Source organism: Pseudohongiella nitratireducens (assembly GCF_001642735.1).
Taxonomy (GTDB): Bacteria; Pseudomonadota; Gammaproteobacteria; order Pseudomonadales; family Pseudohongiellaceae; genus Pseudohongiella; species Pseudohongiella nitratireducens.
This window is the reverse complement of the sequence record NZ_LWHM01000034.1, coordinates 285,061-302,730: the sequence shown is the minus strand read 5'-3', so window position 1 is coordinate 302,730 and position 17,670 is coordinate 285,061. Positions and strand designations below refer to the sequence as shown.

The 17,670-nt window shown below is 50.5% G+C and carries 13 protein-coding genes; 8 read left to right on the top strand and 5 right to left on the bottom strand.

Translation table 11 applies throughout. From position 1 onward, the window contains the following. Positions 1–70 precede the first annotated feature (70 nt). Positions 71–2,290: a sugar-binding protein gene (locus PSCS_RS15345; protein WP_068813221.1), complete on the top strand. Its 2,220-nt coding sequence runs from the start codon at positions 71–73 to the stop codon at positions 2,288–2,290. 48 nt (positions 2,291–2,338) lie between these two features. Here the strand turns inward: PSCS_RS15345 and PSCS_RS15340 are convergent, their stop codons facing one another. Next, positions 2,339–2,920, bottom strand: coding sequence for an NnrU family protein (locus PSCS_RS15340; protein ID WP_068813219.1), 582 nt, complete (start codon positions 2,918–2,920; stop codon positions 2,339–2,341). A 258-nt stretch (positions 2,921–3,178) separates the two neighbouring features. Here PSCS_RS15340 and PSCS_RS15335 point away from each other — a divergent pair, with 258 nt between their 5' ends. From PSCS_RS15335 to PSCS_RS15320, 4 genes are all read left to right on the top strand, one after another. Then, positions 3,179–3,472, top strand: a complete 294-nt coding sequence (locus PSCS_RS15335) for an OadG family protein (protein ID WP_082866780.1) — start codon at positions 3,179–3,181, stop codon at positions 3,470–3,472. 106 nt (positions 3,473–3,578) lie between these two features. Continuing rightward, positions 3,579–5,417 (top strand): sodium-extruding oxaloacetate decarboxylase subunit alpha, encoded by a 1,839-nt coding sequence (gene oadA, locus PSCS_RS15330; RefSeq protein ID WP_068813215.1) that lies wholly within the window; start codon positions 3,579–3,581, stop codon positions 5,415–5,417. Between the two features lie 6 nt (positions 5,418–5,423). Next, positions 5,424–6,557, top strand: coding sequence for a sodium ion-translocating decarboxylase subunit beta (locus PSCS_RS15325; RefSeq protein ID WP_068813213.1), 1,134 nt, complete (start codon positions 5,424–5,426; stop codon positions 6,555–6,557). A 138-nt stretch (positions 6,558–6,695) separates the two neighbouring features. Beyond that, the gene (locus PSCS_RS15320) at positions 6,696–8,072 is read left to right on the top strand and encodes a PhoH family protein (protein WP_068813211.1); all 1,377 of its coding nucleotides are present in this window, start codon (positions 6,696–6,698) and stop codon (positions 8,070–8,072) included. Between the two features lie 12 nt (positions 8,073–8,084). Here PSCS_RS15320 and cysE read toward each other — a convergent pair whose 3' ends face one another. Together cysE and PSCS_RS15310 are read right to left on the bottom strand one after the other, a co-directional pair. Then, the gene (gene cysE, locus PSCS_RS15315; protein WP_068813210.1) at positions 8,085–8,864 is read right to left on the bottom strand and encodes a serine O-acetyltransferase; all 780 of its coding nucleotides are present in this window, start codon (positions 8,862–8,864) and stop codon (positions 8,085–8,087) included. A gap of 38 nt (positions 8,865–8,902) precedes the next feature. Further along, positions 8,903–9,652 carry an ExeA family protein gene (locus tag PSCS_RS15310; RefSeq protein ID WP_068813208.1) on the bottom strand — a complete coding sequence of 250 codons (750 nt, stop codon included), beginning with the start codon at positions 9,650–9,652 and terminating at the stop codon, positions 8,903–8,905. A gap of 166 nt (positions 9,653–9,818) precedes the next feature. On the opposite strand from PSCS_RS15310, the gene PSCS_RS15305 reads away from it, so the two are divergent. Next, positions 9,819–11,558: a methyl-accepting chemotaxis protein gene (locus PSCS_RS15305; RefSeq protein WP_068813206.1), complete on the top strand. Its 1,740-nt coding sequence runs from the start codon at positions 9,819–9,821 to the stop codon at positions 11,556–11,558. Positions 11,559–11,605: 47 nt separating this feature from the next. On the opposite strand, the gene PSCS_RS15300 is transcribed toward PSCS_RS15305, so the two are convergent. Beyond that, positions 11,606–13,513, bottom strand: coding sequence for an ArnT family glycosyltransferase (locus PSCS_RS15300; protein ID WP_068813204.1), 1,908 nt, complete (start codon positions 13,511–13,513; stop codon positions 11,606–11,608). Between the two features lie 132 nt (positions 13,514–13,645). Between PSCS_RS15300 and PSCS_RS15295 the strand changes: the two genes are divergently transcribed. After that, positions 13,646–14,602, top strand: coding sequence for a Ppx/GppA family phosphatase (locus PSCS_RS15295; RefSeq protein ID WP_068813202.1), 957 nt, complete (start codon positions 13,646–13,648; stop codon positions 14,600–14,602). On the opposite strand, the gene ppk1 is transcribed toward PSCS_RS15295, so the two are convergent. Beyond that, positions 14,562–16,757, bottom strand: coding sequence for a polyphosphate kinase 1 (gene ppk1, locus PSCS_RS15290; RefSeq protein WP_229694625.1), 2,196 nt, complete (start codon positions 16,755–16,757; stop codon positions 14,562–14,564). The two genes, PSCS_RS15295 and ppk1, sit on opposite strands and share 41 nt — an antisense overlap. A 171-nt stretch (positions 16,758–16,928) precedes the next feature. Here ppk1 and phoU point away from each other — a divergent pair, with 171 nt between their 5' ends. Beyond that, complete coding sequence (gene phoU, locus PSCS_RS15285; RefSeq protein WP_106387134.1) at positions 16,929–17,669, top strand: phosphate signaling complex protein PhoU; 741 nt, start codon at positions 16,929–16,931, stop codon at positions 17,667–17,669. The last annotated feature ends 1 nt before the right edge of the window (position 17,670 follow it).

Genomic DNA, 17,670 nt, shown 5'->3' with positions numbered 1-17,670 from the left:
CGACTGGCCGTTCTGCTAACCAGCCACTCTGGCTGAACGTGATTTCATAACAATACAAATTGAGGTTTTCATGTCGAAGCGTTATCTGTTTGGTTTCGCCTTGTTGTTCTCATCTGTGGCTCCGCTGGTTTCTGCCCAGGAGGAAGTGGCGGATCATAGTGCCATGAAACAGGTGCGGGCAGTCAGAGTGGACACGCCGCCGATGATAGACGGTGATTTGAGTGATCCTATCTGGCAGCAGGCAGAAGTCATCACAGATTTCCATCAGTCACGACCGGGTGACGGTGTTGAGCCTTCCGAAGAAACTGAAGTCTATGTGCTCTACGATGATGACGCCTTGTATATTGCAGCGCGAATGTATGACAGCGAGCCGGACCTCATTGCAGCGCCGGTTATCCGGCACGGCCAGGGCATGCCCTCAGATGATCGTCTGGTTGTCATTCTGGATCCATTTAATACGCAGCGGGCTGGTTATCGCTTTGAAACCAACCTGAATGCCGCCCGGCACGACTCTCTTTACACCTCGACGACTTCGTTCTCCATTGACTGGAATACGATCTGGGATGTTGCCGCAAACGTAGATGGTAACGCCTGGGTGGCAGAGATCGAAATACCATTTAAATCGATACCTTTTGACCCGGAGATTGATACCTGGGGCTTTAATTTTGGTCGGGCCATTCGTCGACGCGGTGAAGAAATTGCCTGGGTTTCGCAGAACCGCACTTACAACCCCAGTATTTCAGGACAGGTCACCGGGCTGACAGGGCTCGATACAGGGCTGGGTCTGGATATTGTGCCTTCGCTTGCCATTAACCAGTCACGTCAGTACGACCCAAACATGGAAGAGACCAACGTTGAGCCATCACTCGATGCCTTCTACCGTCTGACACCTTCACTGAATGCAGCACTTACCGTTAATACTGATTTTTCGGCGACTGAGGTGGATAACCGACAGGTTAACCTGTCTCGTTTTAATCTGTTCTTTCCCGAGAAACGTGATTTCTTCCTGAATGACTCAGACCTGTTTCAGTTCGGTAACATCAGTGGCATGGCCCGTGGCAATAATGCGACATCAGGTGCCAGTCGGGAGAATGCCCGCCCTTACTTCTCCAGGAAAATTGGTTTGAGTAGTAACGGTCAGCCAGTTGATATCGAATACGGTGGCCGGGTAAGTGGTCGGGTTGGGCGCTGGAATATCGGTACTCTGGCTATCCGTCAGGATGAGACGCAAAATGTTGATGCATCTGACCTGTTTGTTTCTCGCCTGTCAGCAAATATTCTCAGTAACTCCAATGTCGGGTTTATTGTGACCAAGGGTGATCCTGGCTCTGATCGGGATAACAGTGTTTACGGTGCCGATTTCAGTTACCTGAATAACACCTTGCCAGGCGGTAACTCACTGGAAGCGGATCTCTGGTATCAGCGGTCCGATACACCGGGGTTGGTAGGCGATGATGCTTCCTACGGTTTTGGTTTGCGTTACCCGAGTAGCACTGGTTTCAGAGGGCGCATTGGTTTTAAAGAAGTGCAGCGCAATTTCTACCCTGCTATGGGTTACGTTAACCGCAGTAACGTCAGGGATACCACTGCCGATGTAGGTTATACCCACTTTTTCGATGACTCTTTTTTACAAAGTGCGTTTTTCGGTATTGATGGTCAGCGTGTTGATGAGATAGATGGTGGTTTGCAAAGCGAGGTCTTTGCTTTCCGTCTGCTGGAGCTGGAAACAACTACCCGAGATAGCGTTTCGCTGAGCTACAGAAAAAACCGAGAAGTGGTAAGAAGCTCGTTTACCTTATACCGCTCACCCAGCCGTCAAGTCGCTGTGACGCCGGGTGACTACAAGTTCGACGAGCAGGAGGTTGAGCTGCGTACAGGTGGTCAGCGACCGATTTCAGGTAGCTTCAGCTACTTGCGGGGTGATTTTTATGGTGGTGACCGACAAAATGTCGGGGCCTCCATTAGCTGGAACCAGTCGCGTTATTTTGTGATGTCAATTGATTATGACTGGAACGACATTTCTCTGCCGCAAGGCGATTTTATTACCCGTCTGAGCAGTGTTTCCACGCAAGTGGCGTTCTCCTCAACACTCTACTGGGTCAGCCTGGTTCAATATGACAACTTGTCTGAAGAGATTGGCATCAATACCCGTCTGCAGTGGATCCCTAAAGCGGGCCAGGAAGCGTTTATCGTACTTAATCATAATATGCAGGATATCGATAAAGATAACCGCTTTGAATCAGCATCATCCGATATCGCCGTCAAACTGCGCTATACCTTCCGGTTCTAGTCCGGGGCAGGACATTTGTCCACGGTATAGCGCGTGCAGTGACGATGATTACATAGGCATGGGGTTGACGCCAATCAACAGGGCGTGCAGGTAGAAGGCAAAAACGGCCCAGCCTACGATGCCGACTAGTACAGTGGTGATGTTGCCACCCATTGTGCCTTGAGGGTACTGTGTGCCTGCTTTGCGGTCCTGTTTGCGACGAACAGCGAATCCGGCAATCGCCCAGGCCAGGAAAGTGCCAAATAGCAGGATGTCAGCCAGCATGCCATTGGCCAGCAGATGAGCCAGGGCCCAGGTTTTGATCGCCAGGTACATGGGATGTCCCATTTTGGCTTTCATGTGATTGTTGGGCACATAGGCTGCTGCCAGCAGAATAAAGGCAGGCAATGTCAGCAACAGAGCCAGGTGAGACAAACCGCTCGGTGGTACCCAGACCATCACAGGCGATTGTCGGCTGGCACCATAGCCCAAGATGATCAGTACCAGGCCGACCAGGGCAAATAGCGAATAGATAGCCCGCCAGGTCAGCGCTCCGCTGCGTGCAACAACGGCTGATTTTATGGATGGAGCAAAAATCAGTGTGGAGTGAATCCCCAGGAAAAGTACCAGGCCGAAAATGAGCTGCAACATATGTGAAAGTCCCCAGAAAGTGTTGGTGATAAAAAATCAATAGTGATTATTTTTTAGGCATCATACCGATAAACTGAGGTGCAGAGTAGCCAAATTACAGGATTTGTGGCGGGTAATGCCTGTTTTAACGCACCTTTCATGCTGTCTTCATTCTGTCTGGCCGGAGAGTCGCTTTGTAGCGTCACTACACAGAAATTAGCGGAATACCGGCGAATTTAGTATGATTGCTCCTTCGACAATAGCTTAGGCTTATTTTGTATGTCAGATTTACTTTGGGAAGGATTGAATCTCGCCCTGTTCGGAATGGGGTTTGTATTTATCTTTCTCATTGTTCTGGTGTTCCTGACAGGGGCAATGTCGTCGCTGGTTCGCCAATTCTCTCCGCTGACAGTGGGAGTGGATGGCAGCAATCAAACGTCAAACCGGCAATCAGACCGGAAGGCTGCGAATAAGAAACGACAAGGATCAGACAGTCAGTTAGGCACCGATGAAAACAACGAAGTTGTAGCGGCAGTGACCGCTGCAGTCCGGTTGCACCACTCCAAACGCTAGCAGCACTCGAAAAGCTGAGAATTGAGAGAGTCAGTACTTCTCACGAAAGCATCGGGTGGGCTGTGTTGTGCCGGCATCCAGAGGAAATTGAAAAGGGTTAGGTTCCATGAGCAATGCTAAAAAACCATTGGCGATTACAGACGTCATCTTGCGTGATGCGCACCAGTCGTTGCTGGCTACGCGGATGCGGCTTGATGATATGTTGCCAATCGCCGAAAAGCTCGATCAGGTAGGATTCTGGGCAGTTGAGTCCTGGGGCGGGGCGACGTTTGATGCCTGTATCCGTTACCTGGGCGAAGACCCATGGGAGCGAATCAGAAAATTGAAAGAGGCGATGCCCAATACGCCTCAGCAAATGCTGTTTCGTGGTCAGAATATTCTCGGATATCGTCACTATGCTGATGATATCGTTGATCGTTTCGTAGAACGTGCCGCCGTTAACGGTGTAGACGTCTTCCGTGTGTTTGATGCCATGAATGATGTGCGCAACCTGGAAACAGCGATCAGGTCAGTAAAGAAACATGAAAAGCACGCCCAGGGCACGATGTCTTATACCGTCAGTCCTGTACACACGCTCGATAGCTGGCTGAATATGGCCAAGCAGATCGAAGAGATGGGGGCAGATTCGCTGTGTATTAAGGATATGGCCGGATTGCTAGCGCCATATACCGCATACGAATTGATCAGCAACCTGAAGAAAACCATTTCTATTCCTGTTCACATGCAGTGTCATGCCACAACCGGTCTTTCTACGGCGACTTACATCAAAGCAGTGGAAGCAGGCATCGATAACCTTGATACAGCGATTTCTTCCATGAGTCTGACTTATGGCCACACGCCGACAGAAACCATGGTGGCCATGCTTGAGGGAACGGAACGCGATACTGGCCTGAACATTGTCCTGCTTGAGGAAATAGCGTCTTACTTCCGCGAAATTCGCATGAAGTACGCTAAATTTGAAGGCTCGCTGAAAGGCATCGATTCTCGAATCCTGGTAGCTCAGGTTCCTGGCGGTATGTTAACCAACCTCGAGAATCAGCTGCGTGAGCAAAAAGCGACGGATCGTATGGACGAAGTGCTGGAAGAGATTCCGCGTGTTCGTGAAGATCTGGGCTTCATTCCCCTGGTGACCCCGACTTCTCAGATTGTGGGTACGCAATCTGTGTTGAATGTGCTCAGTGGTGAGCGATACAAAACGATTACCAAGGAAACAGAAGGTGTCTTGAAAGGTGAATACGGTGCGACACCGGCTAAGGTCAACCAGGAACTGCAAGAACGCGTGCTTGCTGGTGGTAAACCGATTACTTGTCGCCCCGCTGAATTGCTGGAACCGGAGTTCGATTCCATCAAGGAAGATCTGCTGGCACTGTCTAAAGAGAAAGACTTCGAGATCAAAAATGAAATCGATGATACTTTGTCTTACGCCTTGTTCCCGCACACAGCACTGAAGTTCTTTATGAACCGCGATAATCCGGATGCATTTGAGCCTGTGCCGGAAATCGAAAAAGAAAGTGATAAAGAGACTAAGGCAGCCGAAAGCAACCAGAACAAGCAAGGCGGTGTTTATACGGTAGAAGTCGACAGCCGAACATATCTGGTGCGTGTCAGCGAAGGCGGCGATGTCAGCCAGTTTGAGGCTGTCAAGCAACAAGCAGCCGCATCAGGACAGGGACAGCCTGCTCAGGCAGCCCCCCAGCCAGCTCAGGCCACTGAGCCAGCACCTGCCGCCGGTGGTCAAGCAATTGCCGCTCCTTTGTCTGGTATCGTTCACAAAGTGTTTGTAAAACCCGGTGAGTCGGTGTCAGAAGGTGATGTATTATTAGTCGTAGAAGCCATGAAGATGGAAACCGAAATCAAAAGTGATCGTGAAGGCACTGTGCAGTCTGTACATGTCAGCGATGGCGACGCGGTTGAGTCTGGAGATGCGCTGGTTACCTTGGGTTAACTGGGGATGTCGCAACTGAACGAACTGTGGCAAGCCACAGGTATATATCAGATCCACCTGGATCAGTTCATTATGATACTGGTGGGTCTGGTATTGCTTTACCTGGCCATTGTTAAAAAGTTCGAACCGTTGCTGTTATTACCTATTGGCTTTGGCGGTATTCTTGCCAATATTCCCGGTGTAGACATCGCTGTTGGTGATGGTGTGCTGGCGCAGTTCTACGATATGGGGCTGAGTACCGGTGTTTTCCCACTGCTGATCTTTTTGGGCGTTGGTGCACTTACGGATTTCGGCCCTTTGCTGGCCAACCCCAAAACGCTGTTACTTGGTGCTGCTGCCCAGTTTGGCATTTTTGCCACTGTGCTCGGCGCGGTGGTGCTGAGTGATTTCGGTATTCTGGATTTCAGTCTGCAACAAGCTGCTGCTATCGGGATCATTGGCGGAGCTGATGGGCCGACTGCAATATATGTTGCCGGTATCCTGGCTCCTGAGCTATTAGGGCCTATCGCCGTTTCGGCATACTCCTACATGGCGCTGGTGCCTCTGATCCAGCCCCCGATCATGCGTGCTCTGACCACAGAGCAGGAGCGCAAGATCGAGATGAAGCAGCTGCGCCCTGTTTCACAGCGCGAGAAAATTCTTTTCCCCCTGACACTGTTGCTGCTGGTCGCATTGGTTATACCCAGTGCGGCGCCATTACTTGGCATGTTTTGCCTAGGTAACTTGATGAAAGAGTCCGGTGTGGTCGATCGTCTCACTAAAACGGCCCAGAACACCCTGATTAATATCGTGACTATCCTGCTTGGGCTTTCAGTCGGCTCCAAGCTGGTCGCTGATCAATTTCTGATCCTGAGCACACTGGGTATTCTGGCGCTAGGTATCGTTGCCTTTGCGATTGGCACCGCTTCAGGTGTCCTGATGGCCAAGCTGATGAACCGGCTGAGTGCCAGTAAAATCAATCCACTGATTGGTGCTGCTGGTGTGTCCGCCGTTCCCATGGCTGCCAGGGTTGCCAATAAAGTAGGCACAGAAGCCAACCCACATAACTTCCTGCTGATGCATGCTATGGGGCCCAACGTGGCTGGTGTGATTGGTTCCGCTGTGGCTGCCGGGGTATTGATTCAGCTCGTCGGTAGCTAGCTGTCCTTAGCATTTCATGTGCATCATTTTCCTGTGACATTTTTGTAATTGTCTCAATTCAAGCTTCCTGTCACACTAGCGTCAAGACAACAATTTAGTGTCAGAATTGTTTCAGGGACTTGAGCGAGAGGTTTCAGCGTGGCGATACGATCGATTTTTTATGTACTCGATACTAATGTACTGATACACGATCCCGCCGCAATCTGGAACTTTGACGAACATCATGTTGTTCTCCCCATGACGGTTCTTGAGGAACTGGATAGCCTGAAGAGTGGCAGGGGCTCCGTGGCGGCTGACAGCCGCCAGGCGATTCGCGAAATAGACCGGATTCTCGGTAAGGCTGCACCACTGGATGTTGAAAAAGGCGTTGCCATCGAGCGCATCGCAGATGGTGAAAAAAGCGGTCACTTGTCAGTGTTGATGAGTGATGCCAGCCAAACCCCGGAAATATTGCCCCCGCACCTGAACGACAACAAAATTCTTAACGCCGTTGTCGGACTAAGTCAGAAGCACCCTAAGCGCAAAGTGGTATTGGTCACCAAAGACATCAACATGCGCTTAAAGGCAAGGGCCTGCGGCATTGATGCTCAGGATTATCACACCGACCAGTTGCTGGATGATATTGGCCAGCTTAATAAAGGCTATGTTCACTTTCCCGGCAGTTTTTGGGAGCATCAGGTTGATGTTGAAACTGAGCAGACGCACCAGGGGGAGACTTTCCACCGAATTCCAAGGGAATCACTAAAACAGGAACTGTTTCCGAATCAGTTTTTACATGATGATGCTGATTTTATTGGCCGGGTCACACAGATTGAGCCAGACCATTATGTGATCAAGCATCTGGATCGTAACAAGTTACTCAATCGCGAGGCCTGGGGGCTGGTGCCAAGAGACCTGTATCAGGCCATGGCATTGGACCTGGTTCTTGATCCCGATGTTCACCTGGTCAACCTGACCGGTTCAGCCGGGTCAGGCAAGACTATTCTGGCGCTGGCGGCAGCGATCGAAATGACGTTGTCATCCAAAATATATCGTCGGATTATTGCCACCAGAAGCACACAGGGCCTGGATGAAGATATCGGGTTCCTGCCAGGCACCGAAGCGGAAAAAATGGAACCCTGGCTCGGTGCGATTACTGATAACCTGGAAGCCCTGCACTGGGACGATGAGAACAGTGCCAGCAGCATTGATTATGTGCTGTCTAAAGTACCGCTGCAGTTTAAATCGCTGAATTACATCCGTGGCCGGAGTTTTCAACACAGTCTGATTCTGATTGACGAGTCACAGAACCTGACGCCGCACCAGATCAAAACCATTGTGACCCGGGCAGGCACCGGCTCAAAAGTTATTTGTCTAGGTAATCTGGCGCAAATCGACACCCCTTATCTGACGCCTGTCAGTTCTGGGTTGACCTACCTGACAGAACGTTTTAAACAGTTCGCTTATGGCGGAAACCTGCAGCTCCAGGGCGTGCCGAGATCCGCATTGGCCGCGTACGCCGAGGAGCACCTGTAAGCGCAACGGCAGTTATTCGCTCTCTACTAACTGGTTCATGGTGTGGGAAGGGTTGTCGCTACAAGGTTGTCCCACTTTATGAGCCGGTACACCTACCACCGTCGTGTTGGGTGGAACGTCTTTCAATACCACGCTGTTGGCGCCGATTTTGGCACTTCTGCCGACAACAATATTGCCCAGTACTTTGGCGCCTGCTGCAATCAGTACACCCGAATGAATTTTTGGGTGCCGATCACCTTCTTCGTTGCCGGTTCCGCCCAATGTGACGGACTGCATGATGGAGACATCGTCATCAATGACAGTGGTTTCGCCAATGACAATACCGGTGGCATGATCAAACATGATTCCCTTGCCCATCACGCAGGCCGGATGGATATCCACGCCAAACACCTCTGAGTTGCGGCTTTGCAGATATTGCGCTAAATCCCGGCGTCCCTGTTTCCATAGATAGTGTGCCAGCCGATGAACCTGGATGGATTGAAAACCTTTCAGGTACAGGATGACGGGCAGATACTCACGGGTTGCCGCATCACGGGTCACCACTGCCTGAATGTCATAAGCGGCGAACTGTACTATTTCCGGTTCGCGTTCAAAGGCTTTTTCAAACAGTTCTCGTAATGTCACAGCCGACATCACGTGATTTTCAATCTTATGCGCCAACAGATAGCTTAGAGATGCACATAAACTCTGGTGGCTTAGCACGCATGCAAACACATGACTGGCGAGTAAGGGCTCCCGGGTGATGAGGTCCTGAGCCTCTTTGCGGAGTGTTTCCCATATAAAATCTGGCATAGTTAACTAACCCTGCTGTCCGTTTGAGCGTGGCGTCACTATACCAGTTTTTCTGCCACAAGACGTGCAAACACGGCATGACTGGCCGCATTTTTCAGATGCCGTGAGGTGAGCTGGTGGCTTTGTTCCTGGGCCGCAAGCAGTAATGCTTTGCGCATTAATGAATTGATTTTTCTTGGAACACCCTGACTCAGGTTATGTAAATGTAAGTGACAGCTATCCGGTAAAGCCCGGGGCAAATCGCCGCCCGCCTGGACGATGCGGTGATGGGCATAATGCTGCGTCGCAGACGCATCCAGTGATTTCAGGGTTACAAAGCGATGTTGGATGCTCTGTATCTGTTCACTAATGGGGCCGGACAGCAAATAGCGCAGCTCCGTTTGCCCAAACAGCAGCACAGACAGTTGCGAGTGGCTACTTGCGATGGCAGCAATGATCGCCCGCAATGTCATGATTGGCAGTGCCTGTGCTTCATCAATAATCAATACCTGCTGTCTTTTCTTCGGCTCCCTGGCGGGCAGAATGTCATCCAGAGCCAACTTGGGGTAGGGCATACAGACAACCTGATAGCGGGAGCGGTGGCTACGGAGACTGTTGAGCAGTTTTCTGCACAACATGGTCTTTCCCAGACCCGGCTCCCCAACAATGACCTGAAGTTGAGTGCCGTCTTGCAGATGATGAACAACCTGCTGAAACAGGTTATGACCGCCAGTCTGTGGCCAGAAAAAAGACTGGTCTGGTGTGTCCTGGAAAGGAGGGGATGTAAACCCGAAATGCTCAAGATACATGTGAAATACCTACGAATACAGCCTCCAGACTAATTCCCTACTGTCATAATTTCAAGACAAAGCACTAATGTTTCCGTCCTTTCCGCCGTTACTATGGATACGATAATTACAAGTTGCTTAACAGCAACGTAGCCATCCAGCGATAAGGCATAAGACGGGTAGAAACATGTTTAGTAAATTTTCGATACGCGCACGCATAGGCTTTATAGTTGCCATTAGTGTTCTGTCAATCATTGGGTTGAGTGTTTCGCTACTTTGGCAGGCCAGGGGACAGTTCATCGAGGAGCTTCGACAGAGCAGTGTCAGCCAGGTAGAGATGGTTCATGATGCCCTTTCGGGTTTGTATGAACAGGTACAAAGCGGTGAGATGACTGATAGCGAAGCAAAGCGACTAGGACGTTACCTGATCAACAACACAGTGGTCAGTGAGCGAAACTATTTACTGCTTTATCATCGATTGGGCCAGATTCTGGCGCACCCGTTCCGCGGAGTTGATAGCGCGCTGGATACTGATCAGCAGGTGCGTGCCTCGCTGGCTTCGACTGTGACCATGACGGAAGCGGAGCGCCTGGAGCAAAGCGGTTATCGTGAGCCTGCTCCGACCATGACCGAGATTATTGAGCGATATACCGGAAGCAGCTATACCGGTTTCGCTGAATATGCCTATCACCCGGAGCAGGAGTTTGGCTATCGGTTGCTGACTTATACCGATGACCCGCTGGCACACCCGGAGTCAGAGAATAAAACTATCTACGCCAAGCAGTTTGAGCCTTGGGGCTGGGTAATTATTCATGGATTGTATGAAGAAGATATCAATGCACAGTTCAATAGCTGGGCCGGGCGTTCTGCCGCTATCGTCGCTGTCATTTTGCTGGTGCTGGCTGTTCTTGCCTATTCATTATCCCGCTCCATCACACAACCATTGATGCGGGCTCGGGCTTACATGCATGACATCGCACAGGGTTCTGGAGATTTAAGTCAGCGCCTGCAGGACGACGGTGAAGATGAAATTTCCCAGATGGGGCAGAGCTTCAACACCTTCGTGTCTAAACTGTCAGATATCATCAGGCAGGTCCTGCAGACCAATGCTGATGTCACCGAAAAGTCGACACACTTTTCTTCGATGATTGAAAGAACGGCTGGCCGGTCTTCATCGCAGCTGGAAGAAACAGAGCTGTTGGCGTCGTCGACCACAGAACTGTCTTCTTCGCTGGCGGATGTGGCTCATGGTGCACAAACCAGTGTCGATGCAGCCAGTGAAGCCAACTCAGCCACAGAAAAAGCGACCGATGCGGTTTCCAAAACACGCATCTCGGTTGAACAACTTTCAGGTTCGATGACGGATATTCAGGTGAAAGTGCACGACATGCGCGATCACAATGAAAAAGTGCACTCTGTGCTGGAAGTGATTCAGGGTATCGCGGAACAGACCAACCTGTTGGCACTGAATGCGGCGATTGAAGCGGCGCGAGCCGGTGAACAGGGTCGTGGTTTTGCGGTTGTGGCGGACGAAGTTCGCAGCCTGGCTCAGAAAACACAGGCTTCAACCCATGAGATCAATACCATAATCCAGAACCTGCAGGACAATACCGCCCAGATCGTCACGGCGATGGATGGTGGCGTGTCACTCTCCAAAGAATGTGTTGGTACCGCTAATTCTGCTAATGAGCTGCTCGAATCGGTTCTGGGTTCCGTCGCTCTGATTACAGAGCGTAGCCGCGATATCGCCAGCGCCGTTAGTCAACAGTCCGAAGTGACAGATGGTATTGCCAAGAGCAGTGTGAAAATTGCTGGTGACGGCCGCTTGAACACGGATGACTACCTGGAGTGTCAGCAGTATCAGCGAGAGATCAATGAAATGCTGCGCTCACTTGATGAAATGATGTCCCAATTCAAGCTGGGATAAATACATCGGGGCCATCGAACAGGGGTGGCCCCGATGACTTTCCGCGTTCAGTTCCTAATTGTGATTCGACGAATACTGGTGAGTTCCTGCTCACCAGTTGGACGTTCAACAATAATCGATAACTCGTAAGTACCATTGCTATAAACGCTGGTATCCAGAGGTATGCTAAAACCCAGTAGTGGCGCCTCCGGGTCTGACTGGCCGTTCATGGCCGTAACAACATCCTCCCGCTCAATATTACGAGTGCCTTCAGCAGCCGTGCGGCGATTTAACTGCACCAGTAGGCGTTCCACCCCAAGTTCAGGTGCGACTGCCCAGCCGGAAATCGGGTAGGTTCCTGACAACGTTGCCCCCTCATCGACATTGTCCAGCCAGACCAGCGCCGGCAATGGACAAAGGCTGTCAGTATTATTTCCCCCTATCTGATTTGCACGATAAAACGTGAAACGTTTGTCGCCCTGGTAAAGCCAGAGTGAATCCAGATAATTGATGTCAGCAAATAGCTTGCATGCCTCTTGCATGACGGCAGTTTTTTCGTTGATATCGAGTGTACTGTCTTCGGTGATAAAGACAGCGTTCTGATCTGTCAGTCCGGCCAGGGCGCTCAGATCACGCTCCCAGATTCGGTACTGCGTATCCCGTCCGTCGCGGATGGTTTTATCCTGGTCAGTTGTATATACCGTGCTCTCTGGTTGCCGGAACCCGATCTGGGCTGCGGTGTAGTAATTGTCAGTCACGAGTAATGTGTCATCATCAATAACACCGCGGGTTTTCATTTGCTCAATTTTATCGCTCAGTGGCAGCCATCCGGCCATCTTGTTGGAAAGCACATCGGTGCCAACAATCGATTGCAGACTGGCATTAAAGCCCTGGGAGCCCAGGCCAATTAAAAGTAGTGCAGTGCCGATCAGGCCGGTAAAGGGTATTGATGCAGTGGTCTTGCTGGCAATTGACAGCGAATAACGCTTCGTCAGTTCAGTATAGAGCCATCTCATCGCTGATGGCATATAGACAAGAATTGGCAGGTAACCCGATAGCGGCCAGTGGACAGTTGTTCGTGTGGTATCACTCCAGGGGGCAAGCGTCATAAACAGCAGAATGTGACCTGCTGCGAAGGCGAGCATCAGTCCGGCGCGAGTATCACCTTGTCTGGCCTGTAGATACATCCAGAACATCGTTAGCCAGGCCATGATGAACATCAGTGGTGTTACCACAGCCGCCTGCATCAGTGGTTGTATTAATCCGTCTGTCTGGAATGCCCAGGGGTGTCTTTCATTCAGGTGATAACCAACGCCGCTCAGATCATTGCTGAGGTTGAAAACAATGGTGGGAATAAGACCAGTGACAGCTATCGTTGCGGCCAGCCAGAATACGGGGCGTCGCCAGTAATGCCATTGGCTTTTGGTGAGTGTCATGTAGACAAAGGCCGATGCCGGGTAAACAATAAAACGGTAGTGCGTACACATGCCCAGGGCGACCATAATACCGCTGAGCAGCCAGTATCGATTACTGTTGAGGCGTGTGGCTCTTTCGAGGAAACCAACAAACAGCAGACCGCAAACAATCATTGGCACATCCGGTACAGCGAGTAATCCCATCAGCGCCACCATAGGGACGCAGAAAGAAAGCAGCGCCGATTCGATGGCGCGCGGTCCGGTTAAGGGGCGGGCCAGCCAATATACCAGGAGGGGTAACAGGCTGCCGAGGCATAAAAAGAGACTACGTACTGCCAATGGATGGTTGCCAAACAGGTCATTGCCAATACCTGCCAGCATTGCTGTCATGAAAGGCAGATCGCTATAAGCGATAGCCGGGAAGCGGGAGGCCTGCCAGTAGAATATCTCGTCACTATACAGTTCCAGACGCCAGCCCAGAAAAAGTTTTGTGATCAATACGGCAAATGCGACTAAACACAGTGCCTGAAGCTGGAACTGGCGAGAATATGGGTTTTGCATGCTGATCCTGGCACAAATGGCGACATTATAAGCAGCTTGATCGGGGAGTTAAATGTTGCTGTCAAACAAAGGGGGTGGTGAAGACATGTCATCCATGCTTTAATTCATTGAAATGTACCAGAATAGAATGACATGTTCGCCTGTATTGACTTAGGATCTAACAGTTTTCACCTCTTGATAGCCCGCCAGATAAATGGCAAACATGAAATCGTTGAACGTTTCAGTGAGAAGGTGCAGCTTGGCGCCGGTTTGATGAGCAACGGTTTGATTCAGCCTGATGCGTTTGAGCGAGGCCTGGCCTGTTTAAAAGATTTTGCTGCTGCGATGGAGGCCCACCCAGTAAAGCATATCTGGGCTGTTGGCACTAATGCGTTACGCGTTGCTAAAAATTCTGCTGATTTTTTAGCGGCAGCTGCTGAGCTGGGGATTGATATTGATGTGGTCAGCGGTGAAGAAGAGGCCGCTCTGGTTTATACCGGTGTCAGTAGTGCGCTCCCTGTTTTGTCCGAAAGCCAGTTAGTGGTTGATATCGGTGGTGGCAGTACCGAGGTCGTGATTGGGCGAGGCATGCAGCGTGATGCTGTATTCAGTTTGCCAATCGGTTGTGTCAGTTGGCGGGATAAATGGTTTGCCGATGTTGCTCACGATGCGCACAGTGTAACAGCACAACTTTCTGCTGCCAGCGAAGATGCCAGACAGGTGTTTGGTCAGGCTGCAGAGCAACTGAGTGGCAAGCGCTGGCTAAGTGTCAGAGCTTCATCCGGTACCGCGAAAATGTTAAGCCAGATTTGTACCGCCCGGGAATCTGGTAATTCATCAGCAGAAGGTGTTAGTCTCGATACGCTGCAATCTTTGCAGGGAGACGTGGTACGTACCGCAATAGATCCTGAATATGAATTACCCGGTCTCAAGCCGTCTCGTCGTGAATTGGTTTTGCCCGGGTGGTCAGTACTGCTGGGCTTCATGCAGGCATTTCATGTTGAAACATTGGCATTCAGCCCGGCAGCCCTTCGTGAGGGGATGTTGTACTACATGCGTGAAGGTAGCCTCAGGAACGAGGCACCGTTGCATGTGTTGAAAGCGAGTTAAGCAGGATCATCTGCACACCTTCCTGGTTCGTATCACTGCCATCCAGTGCCTGGGTTTTAAAATACTGCCCGTCAGGCTGAAGCTCCCAGCTTTGCACTGTATCCTGTAAATGTAATTCCATTTCGGCAAGGATTCGCTGGCTCCACTTTTTCTTCAGTATCGGGAACGCCACCTCTATGCGGCTGTCCAGGTTGCGTTCCATCCAATCTGCACTAGAGCAATAAAGCTGGTTTTCAGCATTCTCAAAGTAATAGACACGAGAGTGCTCCAGGAAACGGCCAATGGTTGAAACAACACGAATGTTGTCAGATACGCCGGGCACACCCGGTTTCAGGCAACAGATGCCACGTACAATCAGATCGATTTTCACGCCGGACTGTGAGGCACAGTACAGCTCACGAATCACTGCCTGATGCGTCAGTGAGTTCACCTTGGCCACAATACGGGCTGACTTGCCGGCCAGTGCAGCTTCTTTCTCTTGCTGGATTAACTGGATGATGCCTTTTCGCAAGCGGAAAGGAGCATGCATGATCAGTTCTGGAGAGATTTTTTTACCCATCCCGGTAATTTGCTGAAAAACTTTATGCACGTCTGAGCAAAGCACGTCATCGCAGGTCAATAACCCGTAATCTGTGTAAACCAGTGAGTTTTTGCGGTGATAGTTGCCAGTGCCCAGGTGAGCGTACCGTTTAAGCTGGCCTTGCTCGCGGCGGACAATCAGCAACATTTTAGCGTGGGTTTTGTAACCCATAACACCATAGACAACCACGGCGCCGGCTTCCTGCAGAATGCTGGCAAACTGGATGTTTTCTTCTTCATCAAACCTGGCTCGAAGCTCAATGACAACTGTCACCTCTTTACCTTTTCGAGCAGCTTCGGACAATGCCTCTACAAGTTCTGATGATTCATTGGTCCGGTAGAGTGTTTGCTTGATGGAGATGACTCCCGGATCACGGGCGGCCTGTTTTACCCAGTCAATGACGGGCAGAAACGACTGGTAAGGGTGAAGTAACAGCTGGTCTTCTTTTTTGACAGCCGTGAATATGCAATTGCCTTCTTCAAGTGCCGAAGGCAGACCGGGTGAGAATGGTGGGAACTGCAAGTCAGGCCGATGGATCATCCCTTGCAATGCCATCAGGCGCTGCAGGTTCACCGGTCCGTCAAGACGAAACAATTCGGCCTCCGACAGGTTGAATCGTTGCAGCAGAAAGTTGGTCAACTGTTCAGGACAACCAGCACCGACTTCCAGTTTTACGGCCGCACCATAACGTCGCAAGTGCAGTTCACCCTGAAGTGCGCTGGCAACATCCTCCACTTCTACATTGGTCATTTCCAGATCAGAGTTTCGCGTCACCCGAAACTGGTGGCACTCTTTGACTTGCATGCCCGGGAAAAATTCTTCCACGTGTGCATGAATAACGGAAGAGAGAAAGACGAAGTTGTCGCCGTCAGGCATGATATGCGCAGGCACTTTGATAAGCCGTGGTAGAGCTCTTGGTGCTGGTACGATGGCCAGTCCGCTTTCCCGGCCAAATGCATCCTTGCCTTCGAGAGACAGGATGAAGTTGAGACTTTTGTTAACCAGGCGAGGGAAGGGGTGAGCCGGATCCAGGCCCAGTGGGCTGATCACTGGCAAGACTTCATTATGAAAATAAGTTTGTGCCCAGTTGCGTAGCTTCTCGTTCCACTCATGGCGGTGAAGAAAAGCAATATTCTGTTCTGCCAGCGCAGGCAGTAACTCTTCATTCAGGATGCGATACTGCTCCTGCAATGCAATATGTGTCTGCTCGTGTAGTTCCGCCAGCACTTCGTGAGGGTATTTACCATCAGGCCCAGGGCGCTGTCTGCCGCCTTCAAGCTGTTTCTTCAATCCTGATACGCGAATTTCGTAAAATTCATCCAGATTTGAGCTGAAAATCAGCAAAAATGTCAGCCGCTCCATTATCGGATGCTGGGGGTTTCTGGCCTGGTCGAGCACCCGCAAATTGAACTGGAAGTAGCTCAGCTCACGATTCAGATAATAGTCGCTGCTATCCAAATCGATATTCTCGTCAATGGCCGGGCAACCGTCATATGGTGCTTCCATCTCGGGTTCGACGGTTTGCTCTTTTTCATTCTTGGCGACTTTCAGCTGAGTAACGCGGTTATTGCTCATTAGTGACTTACCTGATGGTTAGTGACACGTTATTCTATCTTAGCTGAATATTGATTACCTACACATTGGTATGACAGTTAGATGACGATTATTGTGCAATTGTGGCAGTTTTGTCATAAAAATGTCATGTGTTAGGAGTATGATGTTATTACCATAGCAAGGAACTCTATTATGAAGACAGATGCCGGCGTACACAGCCATCATATTTCTCAGCAATTCAACATTGAACTTGAGGAAATCAAAGGCAGCATGCTGGAGATGGGCGGTCTGGTTGAGAAGCAGCTAGCCGACGCCCTGTCAGCACTGATTAATGCAGACAGTGAGCTGGGGCGAACAGTTCGCGAGCACGATGATGCCGTCAATGACATGGAACTGACCATTGATGATGCATGTAGCCGGGTTATTGCGCGCCGACAGCCAGCGGCAAGTGATCTGCGTCTGGTAATGGGTATCATCAAGGCCATTAATGACCTGGAACGCATCGGTGATGAAGCCGCCAAGATTGCTAAACTGGCGGTGGCACTGGCAGATGAAGGAGACTCTTCGAAGGGCTATTTTGAAGTTCGCCATATTGGTGAGCGGGTAAGACATATGGTAAATATGGCACTCGACGCTTTTGCGCGTTACGACGCGGAAGCAGCACTGACTGTTGCTAAAGAAGACGTCAACGTTGATATGGAATACAGCAGTGCCATGCGGGAAATGATCACCTACATGATTGAAGATCCACGCAGTATTTCCAGAGTCATGAATATTATCTGGGCGTTGCGATCATTGGAGCGAGCGGGTGATCACGCCAAAAATATCGCTGAACATGTTGTCTATATGGTGATGGGAACAGATGTGCGTCACGCCGGCTTGTCTAGCATGGAAAAGCAGGTCAAATCGGAACTGGGCAGCAACAATTCCTGAT

Bases quoted from the DNA above. Each gene is read 5' to 3' on its own strand.
- PSCS_RS15345 (WP_068813221.1), top strand. From the start codon at position 71: ATGTCGAAGCGTTATCTGTTTGGTTTCGCCTTGTTGTTCTCATCTGTG.
- PSCS_RS15340 (WP_068813219.1), bottom strand. From the start codon at position 2,920: ATGTTGCAGCTCATTTTCGGCCTGGTACTTTTCCTGGGGATTCACTCC.
- PSCS_RS15335 (WP_082866780.1), top strand. From the start codon at position 3,179: ATGTCAGATTTACTTTGGGAAGGATTGAATCTCGCCCTGTTCGGAATG.
- oadA (WP_068813215.1), top strand. From the start codon at position 3,579: ATGAGCAATGCTAAAAAACCATTGGCGATTACAGACGTCATCTTGCGT.
- PSCS_RS15325 (WP_068813213.1), top strand. From the start codon at position 5,424: ATGTCGCAACTGAACGAACTGTGGCAAGCCACAGGTATATATCAGATC.
- cysE (WP_068813210.1), bottom strand. From the start codon at position 8,864: ATGCCAGATTTTATATGGGAAACACTCCGCAAAGAGGCTCAGGACCTC.
- PSCS_RS15310 (WP_068813208.1), bottom strand. From the start codon at position 9,652: ATGTATCTTGAGCATTTCGGGTTTACATCCCCTCCTTTCCAGGACACA.
- PSCS_RS15305 (WP_068813206.1), top strand. From the start codon at position 9,819: ATGTTTAGTAAATTTTCGATACGCGCACGCATAGGCTTTATAGTTGCC.
- PSCS_RS15300 (WP_068813204.1), bottom strand. From the start codon at position 13,513: ATGCAAAACCCATATTCTCGCCAGTTCCAGCTTCAGGCACTGTGTTTA.
- PSCS_RS15295 (WP_068813202.1), top strand. From the start codon at position 13,646: ATGTTCGCCTGTATTGACTTAGGATCTAACAGTTTTCACCTCTTGATA.
- ppk1 (WP_229694625.1), bottom strand. From the start codon at position 16,757: ATGAGCAATAACCGCGTTACTCAGCTGAAAGTCGCCAAGAATGAAAAA.
- phoU (WP_106387134.1), top strand. From the start codon at position 16,929: ATGAAGACAGATGCCGGCGTACACAGCCATCATATTTCTCAGCAATTC.